Origin of the sequence: Sulfuriflexus sp. (assembly GCF_032250955.1) — a bacterium.
GTDB lineage: Bacteria > Pseudomonadota > Gammaproteobacteria > AKS1 > AKS1 > Sulfuriflexus.
On sequence record NZ_JAVVES010000026.1, the window covers coordinates 1 to 19996 of the forward strand.

Annotated in this window: 17 protein-coding genes; 3 read left to right on the plus strand and 14 right to left on the minus strand. The window is 55.7% G+C overall.

The window, feature by feature from the left end:
* Window positions 1–144: 144 nt before the first annotated feature.
* The 10 genes from RQ738_RS06515 to RQ738_RS06560 form a co-directional block, all read right to left on the minus strand.
* Complete coding sequence (locus RQ738_RS06515; protein WP_314163017.1) at window positions 145–1230, minus strand: alkene reductase; 1086 nt, start codon at window positions 1228–1230, stop codon at window positions 145–147.
* 223 nt (window positions 1231–1453) lie between these two features.
* A complete protein-coding gene (locus RQ738_RS06520) occupies window positions 1454–2647 on the minus strand; it encodes a sodium:proton antiporter (protein ID WP_314163028.1) in 1194 nt (397 codons plus the stop codon).
* Between the two features lie 141 nt (window positions 2648–2788).
* The gene (locus RQ738_RS06525; protein WP_314163030.1) at window positions 2789–3370 is read right to left on the minus strand and encodes a hypothetical protein; all 582 of its coding nucleotides are present in this window, start codon (window positions 3368–3370) and stop codon (window positions 2789–2791) included.
* 5 nt (window positions 3371–3375) lie between these two features.
* Entirely contained in the window at window positions 3376–3942 is a 567-nt protein-coding gene (locus tag RQ738_RS06530) for a nucleotidyltransferase family protein (protein ID WP_314163034.1), read from the minus strand.
* Window positions 3935–4915 (minus strand): XdhC family protein, encoded by a 981-nt coding sequence (locus tag RQ738_RS06535; protein WP_314163040.1) that lies wholly within the window; start codon window positions 4913–4915, stop codon window positions 3935–3937. The genes RQ738_RS06530 and RQ738_RS06535 overlap by 8 nt, the downstream gene beginning before the upstream one ends.
* Window positions 4915–7104, minus strand: coding sequence for a xanthine dehydrogenase family protein molybdopterin-binding subunit (locus RQ738_RS06540; RefSeq protein ID WP_314163046.1), 2190 nt, complete (start codon window positions 7102–7104; stop codon window positions 4915–4917). Before RQ738_RS06540 ends, RQ738_RS06535 begins: the two co-directional genes overlap by 1 nt.
* 1 nt (window position 7105) lies before the next feature.
* Complete coding sequence (locus tag RQ738_RS06545) at window positions 7106–7579, minus strand: (2Fe-2S)-binding protein (RefSeq protein ID WP_314163052.1); 474 nt, start codon at window positions 7577–7579, stop codon at window positions 7106–7108.
* Between the two features lie 102 nt (window positions 7580–7681).
* The gene (locus RQ738_RS06550) at window positions 7682–8575 is read right to left on the minus strand and encodes a PA2778 family cysteine peptidase (RefSeq protein WP_314163059.1); all 894 of its coding nucleotides are present in this window, start codon (window positions 8573–8575) and stop codon (window positions 7682–7684) included.
* Between the two features lie 89 nt (window positions 8576–8664).
* A complete protein-coding gene (locus RQ738_RS06555; protein WP_314163064.1) occupies window positions 8665–9051 on the minus strand; it encodes a PA2779 family protein in 387 nt (128 codons plus the stop codon).
* Window positions 9052–9317: 266 nt separating this feature from the next.
* Window positions 9318–10508: a CapA family protein gene (locus RQ738_RS06560; protein WP_314163072.1), complete on the minus strand. Its 1191-nt coding sequence runs from the start codon at window positions 10506–10508 to the stop codon at window positions 9318–9320.
* A gap of 565 nt (window positions 10509–11073) precedes the next feature.
* Between RQ738_RS06560 and fusA the strand changes: the two genes are divergently transcribed.
* Complete coding sequence (fusA, locus tag RQ738_RS06565) at window positions 11074–13158, plus strand: elongation factor G (protein WP_314163073.1); 2085 nt, start codon at window positions 11074–11076, stop codon at window positions 13156–13158.
* 139 nt (window positions 13159–13297) lie between these two features.
* On the opposite strand, the gene RQ738_RS06570 is transcribed toward fusA, so the two are convergent.
* From RQ738_RS06570 to RQ738_RS06580, 3 genes are all read right to left on the minus strand, one after another.
* Complete coding sequence (locus RQ738_RS06570; protein WP_314163075.1) at window positions 13298–15985, minus strand: ATP-binding protein; 2688 nt, start codon at window positions 15983–15985, stop codon at window positions 13298–13300.
* Complete coding sequence (locus RQ738_RS06575; protein WP_314163079.1) at window positions 15978–16958, minus strand: ABC transporter substrate-binding protein; 981 nt, start codon at window positions 16956–16958, stop codon at window positions 15978–15980. The genes RQ738_RS06570 and RQ738_RS06575 overlap by 8 nt, the downstream gene beginning before the upstream one ends.
* A 95-nt stretch (window positions 16959–17053) precedes the next feature.
* A complete protein-coding gene (locus RQ738_RS06580; protein ID WP_314163084.1) occupies window positions 17054–17719 on the minus strand; it encodes a response regulator transcription factor in 666 nt (221 codons plus the stop codon).
* Window positions 17720–18274: 555 nt separating this feature from the next.
* Between RQ738_RS06580 and RQ738_RS06585 the strand changes: the two genes are divergently transcribed.
* Both RQ738_RS06585 and RQ738_RS06590 read left to right on the plus strand, forming a co-directional pair.
* Entirely contained in the window at window positions 18275–19018 is a 744-nt protein-coding gene (locus RQ738_RS06585) for a glutathione peroxidase (RefSeq protein WP_314163086.1), read from the plus strand.
* 217 nt (window positions 19019–19235) lie between these two features.
* The gene (locus tag RQ738_RS06590) at window positions 19236–19613 is read left to right on the plus strand and encodes a response regulator (protein WP_314163092.1); all 378 of its coding nucleotides are present in this window, start codon (window positions 19236–19238) and stop codon (window positions 19611–19613) included.
* A gap of 3 nt (window positions 19614–19616) precedes the next feature.
* On the opposite strand, the gene RQ738_RS06595 is transcribed toward RQ738_RS06590, so the two are convergent.
* On the minus strand, window positions 19617–19805 hold the full coding sequence (locus tag RQ738_RS06595) for a hypothetical protein (RefSeq protein WP_314163094.1): 189 nt from the start codon (window positions 19803–19805) through the stop codon (window positions 19617–19619).
* Window positions 19806–19996 lie beyond the last annotated feature (191 nt).

Below are 19996 nucleotides of genomic sequence, written 5' to 3' on the forward strand. Positions count from 1 at the left end.
ACCCTCCAATTTCCAGAAAACTATCTCTATTGCTCCAAATTCGCTATATTTTTACCCACTAATTTTTCCGAAGAGCCAAATTTTGCTCCTCTGGATAACGGACCCCATTCCGGCTTTTAATGCTGAAATGATAAGAACCGTTATTCAATCCAGCGCCGGGTAGTCTATGTAGCCTTTCTCGTCACCGCCGTAAAAGGTCTCGGGGTCCGGGGTATTCAACGGTGCATCCTGTCGATAGCGTTCGACGAGGTCCGGGTTGGCGATGAACGGCTTGCCGAATGACACCATGTCGGTGGCATTCGCCGCTATTGCGGCCTGGGCTCGCGCCTTGTCATAGCCGTTATTGGCCATGTAGTAGCCGTCGAACTGCTCACGAATCTGCCGGTAGTCGAGTACGCCCTCGCCCTTCATCATGTCGCCTTCCACCACGTGCAGGTAGCCAAGGCCCTTGCCGCTGAGGGCATTGGCGACATAATTGAAGGTCGCCTGGGGATCGCTGTCGTGCATGTCATTGAAACTGTTTTCCGGGGAGATGCGCACGCCGACGCGGGCTGCCGGCCAGCTCTCCAGGACGGCGGCGAGTACTTCGAGCAACAGGCGGCTACGGTTTTCCAGGCTGCCGCCATACTCGTCGTCACGCCGGTTGCTGCCATCGCGCAGGAACTGGTCCAGCAGGTAGCCATTCGCGGCATGGATCTCGACGCCGTCGAAGCCGGCCTCTTTGGCACGCGCGGCGGCATGGCGGTATTGCGCGACCACGCCGGGGATTTCCTCGGTGCGCAGGGCACGGGGTTCAACGTAGGGCTTCATGCCCTCGAAGGTCACGGCCTCGCCTGCGGGCTTGATCGCCGATGCCGACACGGGCTGCTGCTGATCGGGCAACAGGTCGGGGTGGGAAATCCGGCCGCAGTACCAGAGTTGCAGGAACATAAGCCCGCCCTTCGCGTGCACGGCCCCGGTTATCTGCTGCCAGCCCCGCACCTGTTCATCGCTGTGGATGCCGGGTGTTGCCGGGTAACCGATCCCTTCCGGTGAGACCTGGGTGGCCTCGGCGATGATGAGACCGGCACTGGCACGCTGCGCATAATAGGTGACGTTCATGGCCTGCGGCACATTACCCGGCATGGCGGCGCGGTTGCGCGTCAGTGGTGCCATGACAATGCGATTGGGCAGGGTCAGGTCGCCAGGGGTGATCGGGGTGAATAAGTCCGGGGTTGTCGTTGTGCTCATTGTGTCAATGTCTCCCTGAGGGTGATGGGTTAGTGAAGAGTCGCATTAACCCGAACGGTTTACAGACCAGCGGATACGCTCATGTTATGCAGGCCGGGCTGCGCATCGGCTTGTTCGAATAATCATACAAGCAAACAATGCGCATTGGTATGCGGGACAGGCGCAGGCTCGACACAAGGTGAGTAAAAACACTTCGTCGATCACCGGTGCATGGTCTGTTCCCTTATGCTCCCTTGATGTATTTCAACAGCGGGGAGAGTGCCGGTGCCTGGATTAACAGGGAAAACAAAACCACGCCATAGGTAATGGACTGGATCGTATACCAGGCCTCAAATTCAAGCGGCAGTGACAGGGCAAGTGCAACCGCGACGACGCCACGCAGCCCGCCCCAGTTAACCATAAGCTGTTGTTTGCCGGTGATGGGGGCAATGCCAGGCAGTTTTCCCAACCAGGGCAAGGTGCTATACACACCCACGGCCCGTGCCACCAGCACGGCGAGGATGCCGATCAACATACCCAGCCACATGTCGCTGAACATGCTCAGGTTGATCGTCAGACCGACGAGCAAAAATACAAACGCATTGGCAATGAATGCCAGAAAGCGCCAGGTAAACAGCATGTGCCTGCCTTCCTCTCCAGGGTTTTTTTCGGCAACCCAGCCGAGGCACAGGCCACAGCTCAATACCGCCATCACACCTGATACATGCAACCATTCCTCGGCACCGATAAAGGCCAGGTAGGCAAAGGCGAGACTGACACTGGTGCACAGGATCGCATTGCCCATCCATTGATAGGCCAGCAAGGCAAGCAGCCCCAGCACCAGGCCAAAGGCAATCCCGCCGAAGAATACATACAGAAAAGACCAGATCGGCTCCGACCAGCCAGGCTGCTGTGCCGGTTCCATAGCGATGCTCATTAACAGACCGAACAGGACAATCGCGATGGCGTCATTGAACAGGCTTTCACCTTCCATCAGCACACCGAGCCGTTCTGATACCTTGAAACGCTTGAACGTATCCAGGACGGCTACCGGGTCAGTAGCGGACAACAGAGCCCCGCAGACAAGGGCCGCGATCCAGGGAAACCCGGTATGATTGATGCCGTAATAGAGAATAGTCGCGATAATGCCGGCAGACAGCAACATAACCGGAATGGCCAGCACCAGCACGGTGGCAAGGTTGCGTAACAGTGCACGGCTGTTGATGTTCAGTGCCGACTCGAAGATCAGCAACGGCAGGAAGATCTTGAAGATCAGATCTTCAAAGTGGTACCAGCGCAGCCCCGTGTCAAATTCCAGTACCTCGATGAGTTGTGATGTCAGAAACCCCATCACCAGAAGCAGGGCGCTGAAGGGCAACCGCAGTTTTTCGGCCAGCGGATGAGTCATTGCTGCCAGCAACAGCATGACTATAAACATAAATATGATGTGGCCGATATCCATAGGCAATAAATGAACCGTCACGCTTGTAATTATTAACTGCTATGACATCAGGCAGTAACGAAAATTCATTTTAGCCCGGAGCCTGCAGCCGGCCTGCGCCGCTATGAGAAGTATTACCTATTCCAGCAACCAGTGCTTGACTGCATGCATGACACTTTTTCCCTGTGCCTCGCTTGCCGCCGATTTATAAGGCCTGGTGATAATCCCTGTTTGCGTCCGGTATACGGAATATACCTTGTTCGCATCTATGTCCTGATAGGTTGCGTTACCGTATTCCGCATCAATGAAAAAGAACAGGAAACCGTGTTCATAAACCTTCTCAAAGGGATCCGCTATCGCCGCTTCCGAGAGCGCATGGGATAATTTCTTATTGTTATTCTGCTCGGCAATGTTTTTATAACGGCCACTTAACCTGTCCAGCTTATAGCGCGCATCAAAACCCAGTACATTTGCCCACGGGGCAAGCTTCAGAAACCTTACATCAACCTGCCATTGGTCGCCGAACAGCGGGTATTCATGTGTGCTCCCGGCAAGCAGGTTTTCAAAGGTCGCAGTGTATGCGTTCTTCCCAGTTGCCACGAAAGACAGTCTTGCTATTTCCTTTTCATCGCCAAGCCGCGTATAGGTCAGCACGCCGGCAAACATGGTCAGTACATTCAGGCCGACAAGCAGGGCCAGTAACAAAAATGATATTTTCACGGTTCTTAACATGTGCGCAGGTCCCCGGCGGTATCCACATCATGCAACACGCCCGCATCGTCGCTGTGGATCACCACGAGCTGATCATGCTGTGCCTGCAGGATAGCACGGGCGCCGCTGTCGCCGTCGAGACCGGCAAGGGCTTCGTGAAAGCGCGCACTGAATGCCACCGGGTGGCCGCGCTGTTGCTGATAAAAAGGCGCGGCGAGCACGGCCCCGGCATGCAGGGCAGCAACAAGCTGTTGCGTGGTGGCGGCACTGACATACGGCATGTCGGCCGGCAACAGGCACCAGCCGTGACTGTCTGCACTGGCCTTGACCGCGCAGGCGATCGAATGCCCCATGCCCCTGTCGGGTTGCGGGTTGCTTACCCATTCAATGCCCAGTGTCTGCAGGCAGGCCTGCATGGCCTTGTCGTCCGCGCGCACGACGGCGATGCGACGATCACAGGGCGCCAGTGCGGCGGCACTGTGTGCGATGAGTGGCTGACCGTCTATCTCGTGTAACAGCTTGTTGGCACCAAAGCGGCTGCTGGCACCGGCGGCCAGCAGAACACCGGTTATCTCAGGCATGCTGAACCCCGGCCTGCGGCAATGCTTGCGCGGCCTGGTTACGTGCTTCGATCAGGGCCGCGGTGATGGCGATGGCGATCTCGGCCGGTGTGCGGCTGCCGATGTCGAGCCCGACCGGGCCGTGCAGCCTGGCGAGCTGCGCCTGACCCAGGCCCATACGTTGCAGGCGCTGTAGTCGGGCCTGCTGGTTCTTGCGCGAGCCCAGCGCGCCGACATAAAAGGCCCCGGTATTCAGCGCGGCGGCGAGGGCCTCGTCTTCGAGTGGCGGCGCGTGTGCGAGGGCCAGCACCACGGTATGCGCTTCCGGCGCGAACCCTTGTATGCAGGTGGCGGGTGGCGTGGTCACGAATGCCGCGCCGTCCACTTCCCAGCCAGTGGCATACTCGGGCCGCGGGTCACAGATGGTGACGGCGTAATCAAGTGTCAGTGACAGTTCGGCGACGCGCCGCGCCAGTTCACCGGCACCGATGATCAACAGGCGCCAGGCCGGGCCAAACACCTTGTGCAGGTTGTCGCCGTCAAAGCGCAACAGCGTGTCCGTGTCCGCCGCGTGCAAGCTGGTCTCGCCGGTGTTGAGGCAGACGCGGCGCAGGATGCGTTCACCGGCTGCCATGCGCGCCAGGACCTGGCGCAGTTGTGCCGGGGTATCGAGCGTTTCCACCACCAGCTCGAGACGGCCGCCGCACGGCAGACCAACCCGCCGGGTCGCCCCGCTGGAGATGCCGTATTCGAGCGCTTGCGGTAACGACTGTACAAAATCCCCGCGCAGGACCCGCTGCACGAGATCGTCCTCGACACAACCGCCGGAGACAGAGCCCACAAAACCGCCCTCGGCATGGATTGCCATCATGGCACCCGGGCGTCGGGGTGATGAGCCCCAGGTGCGCACGACGGTGGCCAGTGTCACGACGCTGCCGGCCTCGAGCCAGTCGATGGCCGTGCGCAGGACCTCGGTATCGGTGTTTGACAGCATCAGGCCGATAGCCGGATCGGCAGGCTGCGCACGCGCTTACCTGTCAGGGCAAAGACCGCATTCGCCACGGCGGGGGCCGCCGGGGGCACACCGGGCTCACCCACGCCACCGGGGTTTTGCTCGCTATGGATGATGTGCACCTCGATCGCCGGGCATTCATCCAGCCGTAGCAGCGGATAGTCATCAAAGTTGGTTTGCTGAACCTGGCCGTTGTCGATGGTGATGGCCCCTTTGAGAGTCGCGGTCAGGGCATAGACGATGCCGCCTTCCATTTGCGCGCGGATGGTATTCGGGTTGACGTTGATGCCGCAGTCAACCGCGCAAATGATCCGATGCACCCGCACCCGACCCTTGTCGATGGAGACTTCCGCCACCTGGGCCACATAGCTGGCAAAGGATTCCGCGACGGCCACGCCCTGCGCCACGCCTGCCGGCAGCGATTTTCCCCAGCCGGCCTTTTCCGCGGCCAGTTCGAGCACCGCGGCGTGCCGCGGATGCTCACCCATGAGGGCCAGCCGTGCAATGACCGGGTCCTGCCCGGCGAGGTGGCAGAGCTCGTCAAAAAAGCACTCGGTAATAAAGGCATTTTGCGAACTGCCCACCGAACGCCAGAAACCAACCGGCACCGGTGTGTTACTCATGGCATAGGTCACGCGCATATTATCGATCTGGTAGGGGATGTTTTTTGCGCCCTCGGTGCTCGACCAGTCATGCCCTTCGGCGGCACTTTCCGGGGCTACGCGCGCGAGGATGGAGGGTCCGGCAATACGGTGTTCCCAGGCGACAATCCTGTTATCGGCATCCACGCCGCCGCGCAGGACGTTATACGTGGCGGGCCGGTACTGATCGTGCATCGTGTCATCTTCCCGCGTCCAGATGACCTTCACTGGCCGGCCCATCAGTTTGGAACACTCCACCGCGTCAACGATGAAATCAGTTTCCGAGCGCCGGCCGAAACCGCCACCGAGAAACGTCGTATGCACCTTGACCTTGTCACGCGACAAGCCGGTAATGCGCATGGCTGTCTCTTGCGTGACCGTCTGCCCCTGCGTAGGCGCATACACATCACAACCATCGGCGCGTACGTCGGCGGTGGCGTTCATCGGCTCCATGCAGGCATGCGCCTGGTAGGGCACGGTATAGATCGCTTGCAGGGTTTTCGTGTTATCCAGTTTCGCCAGCACCGCCGCGACATCACCATCGTCACGCTCGACCAGGCCGTTATCGACAGCGGCCTTGAACTGCGCCTCGATAGCGGCCGAGTCGAGTGCTGCATTATCGCCTGTGTCCCACTCGATACTGAGGGCATCGCGTCCCTGCTTTGCGGCCCAGAAGTGTTCGGCGATCACCGCGACTCCAGTGCTGATGGCCTCCACGCGCACAATGCCGGGCACAGCGAGCGCCTTGCTGGCATCAAACGACTTGACGCTGCCGCCGAGTACCGGGCAACGGGCAACGGTAGCGGTGAGCAAACCGGGCAACTGCACATCCATGCCAAACACGGTGACCCCGTTGACCTTGTCCGGGATATCGAGTCGCGGTAATGGCTTGCCAATCAGGACAAACTCATCCGGTTCCTTGAGCAGCACGGCATCCGGCACAGGCAGTTCGGCAGCGGTTTCTGCCAGCGCCCCGTAAGACAGGCGGCGCTTGCTTGCCTCGTGCAGGACTTCGCCGTTACGCGTCGTGCATTCATTCACGTCGACTAACCAGGTGCGCGCGGCGGCCTGCAATAACACCTCGCGGCCGGTCGCGCCGGCTTTGCGTGCAATGCTCCAGAAACCGCGAATGGCGGTGCTGCCCCCGGTATGCTGACGGCCAAGCAGCGGGTTGGTGAAGGCCTCGTCTGCCGGCGCGTGCTCGGCATGTACACTGGACCAGTCGGCATCAAGCTCGTCGGCGATTAGCATGGCGATGCCGGTCAGTGTGCCCTGCCCCATTTCCGAGCTGCCGACGCGGATGGTGACGCGGTTATCGAGGTGAACCGTAAGCCAGGCATTAGGCGTAAACGAGATCGGTGCGGCGGCCGCTTCGTCGCCGGGCAACGGGGTGGGAGGTGGTGAGGGAGGTTCCGGTGCCGGGGGTGGTTCCTGCTCGCAGCCGCCAAGGGAAAAGCCAATCACCAGGCCACCTCCGCTGGCGAGACCGATTTTGAGAAAGTCGCGCCGCGTCAGTTTGATTTCTTGCATGTCACACCTCCTTGTTCTTGCTGGCCGCCAACTCCACCGCCTTCATGACCGCGGTGCGGATACGCGGGTATGTGCCACAGCGGCACAACACCTCGCCCATGGCCTCCTCGATATCGGCCTGGCTCGGCTCCGGGTTACGGTCCAGCAGGGCCGCGGCCGTCAATATCTGCCCGGACTGGCAATAGCCGCACTGCGGCACTTCTTCCTCTATCCAGGCCTGCTGCACGGGATGGGAGCGATCTGGCGATAAACCTTCAATGGTGGTGATCTGTTTGCCGGCCACCGCCGAAAGTGGCGTCACGCAGCTGCGCACCGGCTTGCCATCTACCAGCACCACGCAGGCGCCGCAGATCGCGATGCCGCAGCTAAACCTGGTGCCGGTGAGTTGCAGGCCGTCGCGCAAGGCCCAGAGTAAAGGGGTATCAGACTCCATGGCCACATCTTGACGTTCGCCATTGATATTGAGTTCCACCATGCTTGCTCTCCTTGCTGAACCATGACCAAAAGAAAGCCTTAACCTAGCACACTCATGCAGGCTTTAGGATAGGGGGAATTCAGCCGCCCGTGTCATTGCCAATCATTTCGGTTGCCCGGCCAGCATGGCCTGGATTTCACTGAGTGTGGCCTGGTACTCGGCGCGGTGAGGACCACCAAGTTCAAGCGCCCGCTGCACGTGCAGGAGCGCCTGTTTGAAATCGCCTTGTCTGGCCAGCACCTGCGCCAGGTTATTGTGTGCCGGGGCATAATCAGCGTGTGCCACCGTCACCGCCCGGAAATGCTGCCCGGCTTTCTGCATGTCGCCCTGCGCAAAGCGGGCGTTGCCGGCGCCCATATGCAGTTCACGACTGGCCGGCCATTGCCTGAGTCCGGCGGCATAGGCCCGGTTCAACACGGACCAGTTTTTTAATTCCTCAAAACCCATGATTGCCTTGAGGTAACGCCACGCCTCGGGGCGCGCCGGGAGCTGGCCGGGCGGCAAGGCAATCAGGGCCCAGTGCCGGCCACGCTGCCAGGTTCTCTCAAAGGTTTGTATCTTGATCTCGTAACGCCGGCTCGTACCGGAGCGTAACAGGAGTGTCTGTTTCTGCAGGTTATAGCCGATTAACACGGCATAGTGCCAGGCGGGGTACCAGCTCAGCCCCTGGTTTTGTAATACCAGCACCGGCCGGCCGTGACGCAGCTCATGCAGGACCGCATCCAGCCGCGGGGGAAGTACATAGGGGATCAGGCCCTGCCCGCGGGTGGCAGCCAGTAACTCGATTTGCAGGCTGCCCTGGCGGTCCGGGATATAGATTTGCGAAGTTAGCTGTTCAGGACGAATATCGACGCCTGCGGCTTGCAGCAAGGTCGCGAGTGCGGCTGGACCGCACTGGTATCGCGTCTGCGGAAAGAAGGGGGTATCGGTCAGTTCAACCGGTGTGGCAAAATCCTCTGCCACCGGGTGTAACAACTGCTCGCTTTGTGGCGTCACGGCACAGGCGGTTAAGAGTAATAATATGAAAAGACCACCTGCTGCTCTGCAGGTGGCCCGGTAACTCAATTGCATGAACAGGCTGTCCGTCAGATCCCGGGAAAGATATCCGTGACGCCGGCAACATCGAGTAAGATGAAAATCAACAGCACCAGGACCACGGCCTCGAGAACACCCGCGCCCGCAGGCATATTATGCATATTCGCGGCCATCACTCGCAGTTCTTCCGTGGTCATATTATCAACGCGTAGCTGGGCGGCCTCGATATCAACATTCATGCCGACGAGTTGCTCGCGTACTTCATCTTTTGCCAGCCATGCCTGAACCTGTTCACGCTCGAGCACGAGCTGCTGCTCGCCGACCAGATCCGGTGTAGTGACGAGCCCGGCATAACTGACGGAATTAAGGCTCATGCTCAATAACATCACGGCCAGGATACTGCCGCATAAACGTTGTACTTTACGAAAATAAAACATGCTTATCCCTCTTGTTCTTGTCTAGTGTTCATGTTTGAAGATGCCGGCAGGTATTGTTACCGGCACATATTTGTTATTGAGACGGCTTCTAAAAAACACTTAAACGCGGTTCCCTGTTAAATCCATACTAGGCTCCATTTCCCGCCAGGTCCATACGTAGTTTTCTCGCGGCAAGGCAATGACAATAACAATAAACATCTCGAACAAAAGGAACTAAATCACATTTGAGCTTTATTGATGCAGCAAACCGGGAACGGTAATAAACCTTACCAGTACAGGTCCAGGGTCTGGTCATCATTCAATGCCACCCGGGTGCCGAGCTTTTTGCCCTCCCGATTCAGCATGTCCCTTAACCATGTCGCGTCTTCGCGGGTGGCCCGCTGGATGCGAAAGCGGCGGGTCTGGGTAGGAACCATGTGCAGACGAGTGAGCCTGCCGGTCACCGCGTCCATACTCGGGAAATACATCAGGGCCAGCTCACCGCGGAACGCTTCATGTCCGCTGATGCCTTCATAGTCATTAAGGAAATCGCCGCAGCCATAAAAAACCGGCTTGTGTTTGTAGACCTCGATGCCTTTCGGGTGATGCGAGGAATGACAGTAGAGGATATCCACACCTGCCTCGTCGATCAGGCCATGGGCAAAGTGTGTCTGCTCGGCGGGGATCGCATAGCCCCAGTTACCACCCCAGTGGATGGACATCACCACAATATCGCCCGCTTGTTTCCGTTGGCGAATTTGCCCGGCAAGCTGCGCGAGGGTCGCCGAGGAGAAATCGTTCAGACGATTGACGCCAGGCCGATCTTTAGTCGCAGCCCAGTTCGCGGTGACCCCGCTCGATTCATGCCCGAAAGAATACACGAGCACCCTGCCCTTGCCGTTTACCGGCATGATGGCAGGCACCTGAGCCGTCTCTATATCCTCGCCTGCGCCTGCCGTGCTTATGTGCGCTGCCTGCAGGGTCTGCAACGTCTCTGCCAGCCCCGGGTAGTCCCAGTCGAGGACATGATTGTTGGCCAGCACACAGCAATCGATCTTCGCCGCCGTGAGGCAGGGAAAATTTTGCGGGTGCATCTTGTAATGGATCCCCTTGCCCCGCCAGTACTGTTCGCTAGTCGTGACCGCCGTCTCAAGGTTGATAATGCGCCGATCGGGTTGTAGACGCTCCAGTTCCTGCAGGGCCTCGCCCCATATATAGGCAAAGTCGACCGGCCTGGGGATCGGGCCATTCAGGGTTTCCGCCAGTTTCACATAGGTAAGGGCATTTTTTACGTAAGGCTCATAGAGTTTCGGCGTCCCCGGATGGGGTAATATCTGGTCAATGCCCCGCCCGGTCATGACATCACCGCACAAGAATAACGTTATCTGCCCGGCATCCTTTGCTGTGGTATGGCTGCTCTGTTGCATATCTGCGAAGACCTGCCTGACCGGCCCCGGGGGAGTCAATGCCAGCAGCATTTTGCCGACCCTGAGCAGAAAACCTCTTCGCCTCATCACCGGCCTGTATGCATAATCGAATTGACGGGCAGAATGGGCGCGGGCATCTTGTTTCCTGTGGCATGTAGCCTGCAGGATAGCTGGATGCGGCGAAGGACTCACATAGGGATCACTGCCTATTGTCCTGCCAGGACCCTGTGCCCCGATAGCAGGCCCTGCCCAGGTTTGGGTTTGTTTATAGACGGTCGGGCAGGATTGTGTGGGCGCGCTTAACCGGGTTTTTTGTTAAAGAATGCGATGAGGTTGCAATTTTTTATGCGAAAATGCCGTTTTTGACCGATACATCTCCCCGCCGGGTCGGGTTCTTTCGGCCCGGGAGCCGTAAATTGCATGAATTTGACCGATTTGGCTCAAAAAAGCCGGAATCTCATACACATGCCGCCCTCTTTAGCATATAATGCGCGCCGCTGAATCCTTTAATTCTTTGCAGATTATCCTTTGCAAATTTAGCACCCCTGGCAAATAGAGTTGGCCGTGGTCTGGATGCCGCATTTAAATATATTGAGATTAACCACAGAGTAGAGTCATGACTGATTTAACCAAATACAGAAACATAGGTATTTTCGCGCACGTGGATGCCGGTAAAACCACGACCACGGAACGTATTCTCAAACTGACCGGCAAGATTCACAAGACCGGTGAAGTGCACGATGGTGAAGCCACAACTGACTTCATGGAACAGGAGGCCGAGCGCGGAATCACGATTCAGTCTGCTGCCACTACCTGTGAGTGGAATGGCCATCGCATGAACATCATTGATACCCCGGGACACGTGGACTTCACCATTGAAGTATACCGTTCCCTGAAGGTGCTCGATGGTGGTGTCGGTGTATTCTGTGCCTCCGGTGGTGTCGAGCCGCAGTCTGAAACCAACTGGCGCTATGCCAACGAATCTGAAGTGGCACGCGTCATCTTCGTCAACAAACTCGACCGCATGGGCGGTGACTTCTATCGCGTGGTTGACCAGGTAAAGACAGTGCTCGCGGCCAACCCGCTGGTGATGGTGCTGCCAATCGGGATTGAAGACGACTTTAGCGGCGTCGTTGACCTGCTCACTCGCAAGGCCTACATCTGGGATGACACCGGCCTGCCGGAAAACTTCACGGTTGAAGATGTTCCGGCCGACATGGTCGACAAGGTCGAAGAATGGCGTGAGCAACTCATCGAAACCGCCGTTGAGCAAGACGATGACCTGATGGAAAAATACCTCGAAGGTGAAGAACCTTCGATTGATGATCTCAAGCGCTGCATTCGCAAGGGCACCATCGCGCTGGACTTCTTCCCGACTTACTGTGGTTCAGCCTTCAAGAACAAGGGTATTCAGCTGGTTCTGGATGCGGTGGTGGACTACCTGCCGAACCCGACCGAGGTCAAGCCACAGCCACTTACCGATGAAGAAGGTAACGAAACCGGCAAGTTTGCCGTTGTTGATGCAAGCGAGCCGTTCCGCGCCCTCGCCTTCAAGATCATGGATGACCGTTTTGGCTCCCTGACCTTTGTGCGTGTTTACTCCGGCAAGCTGAATAAGGGTGACTCGATACTGAACACCTTCACCGGCAAGACCGAACGTATTGGCCGTATCGTGGAAATGCACGCCAATGACCGTAATGAGCTGGACGGTTGTACTGCCGGTGACATTGTTGCCTTCATCGGCATGAAGAGCGTACAGACCGGTCACACCCTGTGTGATCCGAAACACCCCGGCACCCTTGAGCCAATGGTTTTCCCGGAGCCCGTTATCTCGATTGCGGTTGCACCGAAAGACAAGGCCGCATCTGAAAAGCTCGGTATCGCTATCGGCAAGATGGTGCAGGAAGATCCTTCCTTCCGCGTTGAGACCGACGAAGAAAGCGGCGAGACCATCCTCAAGGGCATGGGCGAGCTGCACCTGGATATCAAGGTCGACATCCTCAAGCGTACGCATGGTGTGGAAGTGGTGGTCGGCAAGCCGCAGGTGGCCTACCGTGAAACCATTACCAAACGGATTGAAGACAGCTACACCCACAAAAAGCAATCTGGTGGTTCGGGTCAGTTCGCGAAGATTGAATATGTGATCGAGCCCGGAGAACCCGGCAGCGGCTACGAATTTGAATCCAAGGTTACCGGTGGTAACGTGCCACGCGAGTTCTGGCCAGCCGTTGAAAAGGGCTTCAAAACCAGCATGGATAAGGGCGTCCTCGCCGGCTACCCGTGCCTGGACTTCAAGGTTATCCTGATGGATGGTGCCTTCCACGCGGTTGACTCCTCGGCCATTGCCTACGAAATTGCTGCCCGCGCTGCCTACCGTGAAACCATGCCGAAGGCCGGCCCACAGTTGATGGAGCCGATCATGAAGGTGGACGTATTCACGCCGGACGATAATGTTGGTGATGTTATCGGTGACCTGAACCGTCGCCGTGGCATGATCAAGTCCCAGGAGCCGGGCCCTACCGGTGTTCGCATCAAGGCCGAGTGCCCGCTGTCAGAGATGTTCGGTTACATCGGTGACCTGCGTACCATGACCTCTGGCCGTGGCCAGTTCTCCATGGAATTCCTGCATTACATGCCGTGTCCGAAGAATGTGGCTGACGTAGTGATCAAGGAAGCCCTCGAGCGTGACAGCAAGAAATAAGCCTGACGTGAAGTAAACAAAAAGGGCCGGTGCTTACCGGCCCTTTTTTTGTGCCTGCCGTATATCAATCACACAATCGGTTCAGGATAAATGCGGCCGAATATTGCCGGCGGGCAGGAAAAAATCTTCAACCGGATGATTACAGGTAGTCGCTGGCAAGCCGGTTCGCGCGCCAGACCTGCTCCAGGTTCCTGGTTTGATGCATACATTCGGTAAGCATCCCCGAGGCACCGGCAAAGTCGGCTTCTTTAATGGCCTGCTGCATGAGCCGCATGTCATCGGTCAGGTCAGTCACATTAAAGTAACAAACCAGCCCCAGCACCTTGTGCGTCAGTTCACGTGCCTCGGTGATATCCCCTGCCGAAAAAACATGTGCCAGATCGGTATAGGTCTCGTAAAGACTGGCAAACAGGCGTTCCACCATATCTTCAGGCAGGTTGCTGACGATGGTCTTACTGTTGCGCATTTTCTTGCTGGTTGCCGCAACTTGCGAGGTGATATGGATATGAATAAGTTCGTCGAGTTTGTCTTCCTCCAGCGGTTTGAATATACAGTCAGTAAAACCGGCCTTGATAAGCCGGTTATTATCATTGGCGAAAACATCTGCGGTGACAGCGATGACTGGTGTTTGTCCCGCCGCATCGGGTATGGCCCGGATCTGACGGGTGGCATCAACGCCATCCAGTTCCGGCATGTGCAGATCCATGAGAATCAAATCAAAGTGGATATTCTGGCAGGCCGCAACGGCCTTGGCGCCGGTATTGACACATACCGTGGTTACCGGGTAACCGGACAACAGGTCCATAATGTAGCGCTGGTTCAGTTCATTATCTTCAGCCACCAGGATACTCAGAGGGGCGTTATCCGGTTCAGGTTCGGTTGTTACTGCTTGCTCCATGTGCGCCTGAGAAGCCTGTTCGGGATGAAACATGGCCAGCAGCGAGATACTGCGTAGCGGCTTACCCATTACAATGATTTGCCTGTCCAACTGGGTGAGGGCGTGCACATCAAGGTAATCGCCACTCATTAACACAATGATCCTGCCTGCATAGTGTTCACGAATGGTTTGTAGATAATCCTTTTCAAAATTTTCCACCTTATAAGCCGCTGGCAGGGATAGCATCACAATGTTCTGTGTCGGCTGTGCGGAATGGTTGACCAGGGAACCTTGTAACCATTCCGGATTCGCGCCCGCAAAGACCTGTACTCCCATATGTGCGAGGCTGTTACGAATAGCACGGCGCGAATAGATGTGCTCGTCCAGGAGAAAGACATTCACTTGTTCTGTGACAAATGGATACTCGTGATGTGAAACTGCAACCAGCGGCAGACTGAAATAAAATTCGGTACCTTCGCCCTGCTTTGAGGTGAAGCCAATCGTGCCGCCCATCATTTCCACCAGACGCTTGCAAATCACCAGTCCCAGCCCGGTGCCGCCATGTCGCTTACTGGATTTACGGTTTTCCTGGTAGAACGGGCTGAAGATATTCGCTTGTGCGGCCTCGCTGATACCACAGCCGGTATCGGTAACATAAAAGTGAGTCATGTCACTATTGTCATTCATGTCAGTGCTGACATGAATGACAATGGAACCGTGTTCGGTGAACTTGATGGCGTTGTTGACAATATTGACAATGACCTGTGATATCCGGTCGGCGTCACCAATCGCGACATCGGGGATGTCCGCATCGATAAGCAGAACCATTTCAATACCCTTGTCGCTGGCGGCCTGGCTGAGCATGAGCACGGTATCTTCAAGACAGTCACGCAACGGGAATTCCGAGGTCGCGATCTCCATCTTGTTCGATTCGAGCTTGGAGAAAATCAGGATGTCATCAAGCACGATCATCAACTGTCGCGCGGCCCGGCTGATGGCACGGGTATATTCTTCCTGCTGGCTGTTGAGGCTGCCCTTGCCGAGCTGGCGAGTAAAACCAATTACCGCATTCAGTGGCGTCCTTATCTCGTGACTCATGTTCGCCAGGAAGTCAGACTTGGCATCCTTGGCCTGCATGGCCTCACAACGTGCCTGTTCCAGTTCTATGTTACTGGCCTCGAGCTCCTGAATTTTCTGTTCCAGGTTGGAGACGGCATCATAGACACGGTCTTCCAGTATCGCCTGGGAATCCTGGATGGTCTCTGCCATTGTATTCAGGCCATCCCGCAGCTTGCCCAGCTCTCCACCCGAGTCATCCTGCATGCGCGCCCCCAACTTTCCCCGGGACAGTGCTGCCACGGTTTCGATCACGCCACGCACCGGCAGTGTGACACTACGGGCGATCAACAGGGCCAGTATCAGGCTTGTTAACAGCCCGGCCATGGCGATAAACGCCGTAGTGATATAGATATTCCTTTTCCGCACGAGGTAAGGCGTAGTGTCGATGGACACCTCGACAAAACCCTGCAACTGCTCTTCCTCGCTTTTGGCAGCGGCGCCTTCACTAAACAGTCCCTCGTAATTGACCGCCGTCGAGGTGATGGCTGCCCGGTGGCGCCGCACTTCGCCAACACGCCCGTCGGTGACGCCGGTTTGATAGATCACCCCGGCATCAACGTCTTCGACAGTTACGCCGATCACATCATTCTGCGTGATACTGACTTCGGCGAGATTTTGTATCTGTGAGAGATTACCGGTAACAACGGCAAACTCCATAGCCGTCGCAAGATTGGAAACAATCAGCTGGCCCTTGTCCGAGAGTTCCTGCTCAAGGTCGTCGTTTCGTGCCGTATTGGTATAAATCGTCAGGACTAACGTCACCAGTAACACGGGGGCCATGGCAAGGAAAATAGCGCGGCTGTTAATGCCCCAGTTATTAAGCTTAATCATTGACTATCGCCTGTTCGTTACGCTGCATAATGGTTTTTATCTTTTCGCCAGAAAGTCTTTCCAGACGCAGAATCCGCTGTATGTTCGGGTTGGTTGTAATCGTGAAGTATTTTGGGTACTGAGTATGTGACACAGTTTTTTTAGCCAGCATATCAAGCAACCACTCGCCACTCTGGCGGCCAATTTGTTCCGGGGTTGAGAAAATCGAGGCCACCGCACCGGCGCGGGTATAGCTTGCGGAAAAACCGATCACCGGCTTTTTCATTTTGTAAGCCATGTATAGCAGCCATTTGGCATTGTGACGATTGATAATGTTCGTATCATAAAGAGCCAGGTAAATATCCGAACCTTTCAGGACCTGCTTTATATCATCGATGACGGTTTCCGCTGCGGACACTCGCTGCATAACAAGTTGAATGTTTCTTGTCGTGGCGGCTTGCTGCAGTGCCATGGCCTCGGCATGGGAATTATCACCGACTACCAGGCCGACACGGCTTTTTTTGCCCATCACAACCCTGGCGAGGGCCAGTTGTCGTTCGGGCATCTGCCCGAGGAAGATGACATGGTTTTTATTCGTAACCGGCCTGCTCGCGGGCTGGCCTTGCCTGATGATTTCCCTGTAGGTGTTCTCTGGAATCAGGGTATAAAGATGTGGGTAGGACAGATTTTGTTTTAAGGCAAAAAGTGCCGGCTTGACACCCACCACAATCGCATAGTCGATAGCGCTAGCCTTGATGGCTGCGACGCTAGCAGGCTTGTTGATATCAATAATATGGAAATGCGCCTGTTCATGGCCAGCGCTGTTTACCGCCAGCTTGATACCGGCAACTGTCTTGTCGTGAATATGCGAATCGGCATCAATGACCAGTGCTACTACAAGGCGATTTTCAGCCGAGCAGACGGACGTGCTTATGCCGCTACCCAGTAATAGTAGCGCGAATAACCGTATAGCTTTTGCGATCCTTGCCGACATACTAACCAATCATCATCCACGCCCATCCGGGCGAATCCATTCTCTGTGGCATACTGCCTTCATTACATTGACCTGTTTAGGCAAATAAACCCGGCTTAGATATCTATAACACCGGCATTCTGTGCCATCACTACGGCTTCGGTACGATTGGAGGCATTGAATAAACGCAGAACCGCGGCGACGTGGATCTTCACCGTGTGTTCCGAGACTTTCAGACTGCGGGCAATCTCCTTGTTCGCCATACCCCGGCCGAGCAGGTCCAGTACCTCTCGTTGACGCACCGTTAACCTGGCTGCCGCCTCACGTATTTCAGTCGTCATTGCCTGGGCCGGATCAATGCTGCCGGCATTCGTGCCCGCTGCTTTTTTCTGCAGCATACCGGGCGGAATATACACGCCACCGTTACGGACCAGTTTAATCGCACTCAGAATGGTATCGGTAGACGCTGACTTGGGAATAAAACCGGCTGCGCCGTTATCAATGGCCTTGCGCATATAACGCGGGTCTTCTGTGCCGGAAATTACAATGACGGGGATATGGCTGTAACTGTCACATACTTCACTCAGCAGATCGAAGCCCTTCACACCGGGCATGAACAGATCGAGTAAGATCACATCAACGTCCTGGTTTAGCTGCATCTTCGCAAGGACGGTATCCCGATCCTCGGCATGGACAAAGCCCATGCCCGGTTCCAGGGCGTTAAGGGTACGTTCGAATCCCTCTCGAATGAGTGCATGATCATCCGCCAACAATATCTTCACAGCCCCATTCCTTTCTGATATCTCATTTTTATTCAAATACTTGCTGCATAGTGAATGCCATATTTAACCTTTTATATGGAATAAACACACTAATGCTAAAGCATTAGTCCTTATGGCTTATGGCCTCCCTGTAGCGAATCCCCTAGAATCCTTCGTAATCTGTAAGGTTGACAAGCATGCAGGGGGGTGAGGAAACACAATAATAGCAAAAATGTTTCTTCTACCGGTTATGTATCTTCTCTCGAGTTACAAATAGATACATAACCTCGATGGGCGCCGCCGGTGCCCATTTTTTATTCACTTCAACAAGTTAATTCATTTAACAAACTGCGCCTGGCCCGTACAGACGCCTGTCCCTACTGCTGTCAGGCTTTGCCAAGCCAAGTATTGTCCTGATGATGATTCTCCCTGATTATTGATAGGCTATAACTATCATATTATTAGATATAAACGATTTTTCCTATGGTAATAAGGTCCCGATAATAGCCCCATCAAGCAGATAACCGGGTGGTGCAGACAATGCCTCCCGACGACCTCAACAACAGGAGAAACGACATGTTAGTAAATCACGAAGGTCAGCAGGTACCACAGGTTACATTCCGCACCCGTCAGGATCACGAGTGGGTCGATATCAGCACTGATGATGTCTTCAAGGGCAAGACGGTTATTGTCTTCTCGTTGCCGGGGGCCTTTACGCCAACCTGCTCGTCTACACACGTGCCACGCTATAACCAGCTGGCACCGGTGTTCAAGCAACACGGTGTTGATGAAATCATCTGTATTTCGGTAAATGATGCCTTTGTTATGAACGAGTGGCGCAAGGAACAACATGCTTTCAATGTGACCTTCCTGCCGGACGGGAATGGTGATTTCAGCCGCGGCATGGGTATGCTGGTGCCAAAAAATGAGCTGGGCTTCGGTGAACGTTCATGGCGCTACTCGATGCTGGTCAAAGATGGTGTCATTGAGAAACAGTTTATCGAGCCGGACGTACCAGGTGACCCGTTTGAAGTTTCGGATGCCGACAGCATGCTCGAGTACATTGCCCCCGATGCTGCCAGGCCGAGTGATGTGACGGTGTTTACCCGCGAGGGCTGTGAGTTCTGCGTGCGTGCCAGGGGCATGCTGCATGATGCCGGTATGCAGTTCGAGGAACTGGTGCTGAACCGGGATTACAGCGAGTCAACGATTCGCGCCGTCTCCGGCCATTCAACCGTTCCCCAGGTCTTTATCAACGGCGAATACATTGGCGGCTCTGAAGCTCTTGAGGCACACCTGAACAAGATAAGGGCAGTCTAGGGAGAATCTTCACCCACTCCTCTATAGGGGAACCTGGTGGCTTGCCTCGGCAAGCCACTTTTTTATGCCTGTCGCAGACCAAATCAAAATCGATAGCCCATCTATAAAACTGTCGCCAGCAACCTGCTAAAGCTATGCGGAAACGTATCTCTTCTCTGAACTGCGTGCTAAGATTGCTGCGCTCTCAATTCCTTAATAAAAATACTTTTAATTTATCATGACACGCACAAACCGCATCCTTGTTGCCGAAGATAATCCTGTTAACCAGAAGGTTATTATCGGCATGCTCAAAAGACTTGGTTTTAGTGCTGATATTGCCAATAACGGTGCAGAGGTTATCAAGGCCCTGGGGCAGGATGGTTACGAGTTGATCTTTATGGACTGCCAGATGCCGATACTGGATGGCTATGGGGCCACTAAGGTCATCCGCGCCTCAGAGTCAGAGCATATCCCCATCGTTGCCCTGACCGCCAACGCCATGCCCGGTGATGAGGAAAAATGCCTCGCCGCTGGAATGGATGATTACATCGCAAAGCCCTTGAGTATCATCACTATTCAGAAGACTCTGGATAAGTACCTCTGCAAGGAAAGCTAGTCTCTAAGCGTAAATATCCAGGCCGAGTTGCGCCTGTAATTGCTCGCGATCAGCGTGCTCCGCTATTTCGGTATAATTTCTCAGGGCATTGGCTGTACGCCCGGCAACAGCATCAATACGGGAGTAATGGTATTGGCGGCGGGTGCTATCGGGTTCGCCGATCGTCAGCATGCGTGCAGGCTCTGAGAGCATACCGGTTCCTGCCTGCCGGCCCGACGTCGGGACGCTCACCACAGGCTCTGATCGCTGTGACAGGCGATGATATGACGATGAGACGGGCCTGAGCTGCATCCGTGTATCCTGCGATGTAGTGGTCGAACCGCCTGAGTATATAGCAGCCGAGCCATAAGCATCCTGCCTCCCTGTTAAAGCGTTGCCTGCCC

Coding starts and splice junctions, on each gene's coding strand:
- RQ738_RS06515 (WP_314163017.1), bottom strand. CDS start 1,230: ATGAGCACAACGACAACCCCGGACTTATTCACCCCGATCACCCCTGGC.
- RQ738_RS06520 (WP_314163028.1), bottom strand. CDS start 2,647: ATGTTTATAGTCATGCTGTTGCTGGCAGCAATGACTCATCCGCTGGCC.
- RQ738_RS06530 (WP_314163034.1), bottom strand. CDS start 3,942: ATGCCTGAGATAACCGGTGTTCTGCTGGCCGCCGGTGCCAGCAGCCGC.
- RQ738_RS06535 (WP_314163040.1), bottom strand. CDS start 4,915: ATGCTGTCAAACACCGATACCGAGGTCCTGCGCACGGCCATCGACTGG.
- RQ738_RS06540 (WP_314163046.1), bottom strand. CDS start 7,104: ATGCAAGAAATCAAACTGACGCGGCGCGACTTTCTCAAAATCGGTCTC.
- RQ738_RS06545 (WP_314163052.1), bottom strand. CDS start 7,579: ATGGTGGAACTCAATATCAATGGCGAACGTCAAGATGTGGCCATGGAG.
- RQ738_RS06555 (WP_314163064.1), bottom strand. CDS start 9,051: ATGTTTTATTTTCGTAAAGTACAACGTTTATGCGGCAGTATCCTGGCC.
- RQ738_RS06560 (WP_314163072.1), bottom strand. CDS start 10,508: ATGCTGCTGGCATTGACTCCCCCGGGGCCGGTCAGGCAGGTCTTCGCA.
- fusA (WP_314163073.1), top strand. CDS start 11,074: ATGACTGATTTAACCAAATACAGAAACATAGGTATTTTCGCGCACGTG.
- RQ738_RS06570 (WP_314163075.1), bottom strand. CDS start 15,985: ATGATTAAGCTTAATAACTGGGGCATTAACAGCCGCGCTATTTTCCTT.
- RQ738_RS06575 (WP_314163079.1), bottom strand. CDS start 16,958: ATGTCGGCAAGGATCGCAAAAGCTATACGGTTATTCGCGCTACTATTA.
- RQ738_RS06585 (WP_314163086.1), top strand. CDS start 18,275: ATGTTAGTAAATCACGAAGGTCAGCAGGTACCACAGGTTACATTCCGC.
- RQ738_RS06590 (WP_314163092.1), top strand. CDS start 19,236: ATGACACGCACAAACCGCATCCTTGTTGCCGAAGATAATCCTGTTAAC.
- RQ738_RS06595 (WP_314163094.1), bottom strand. CDS start 19,805: ATGCTCTCAGAGCCTGCACGCATGCTGACGATCGGCGAACCCGATAGC.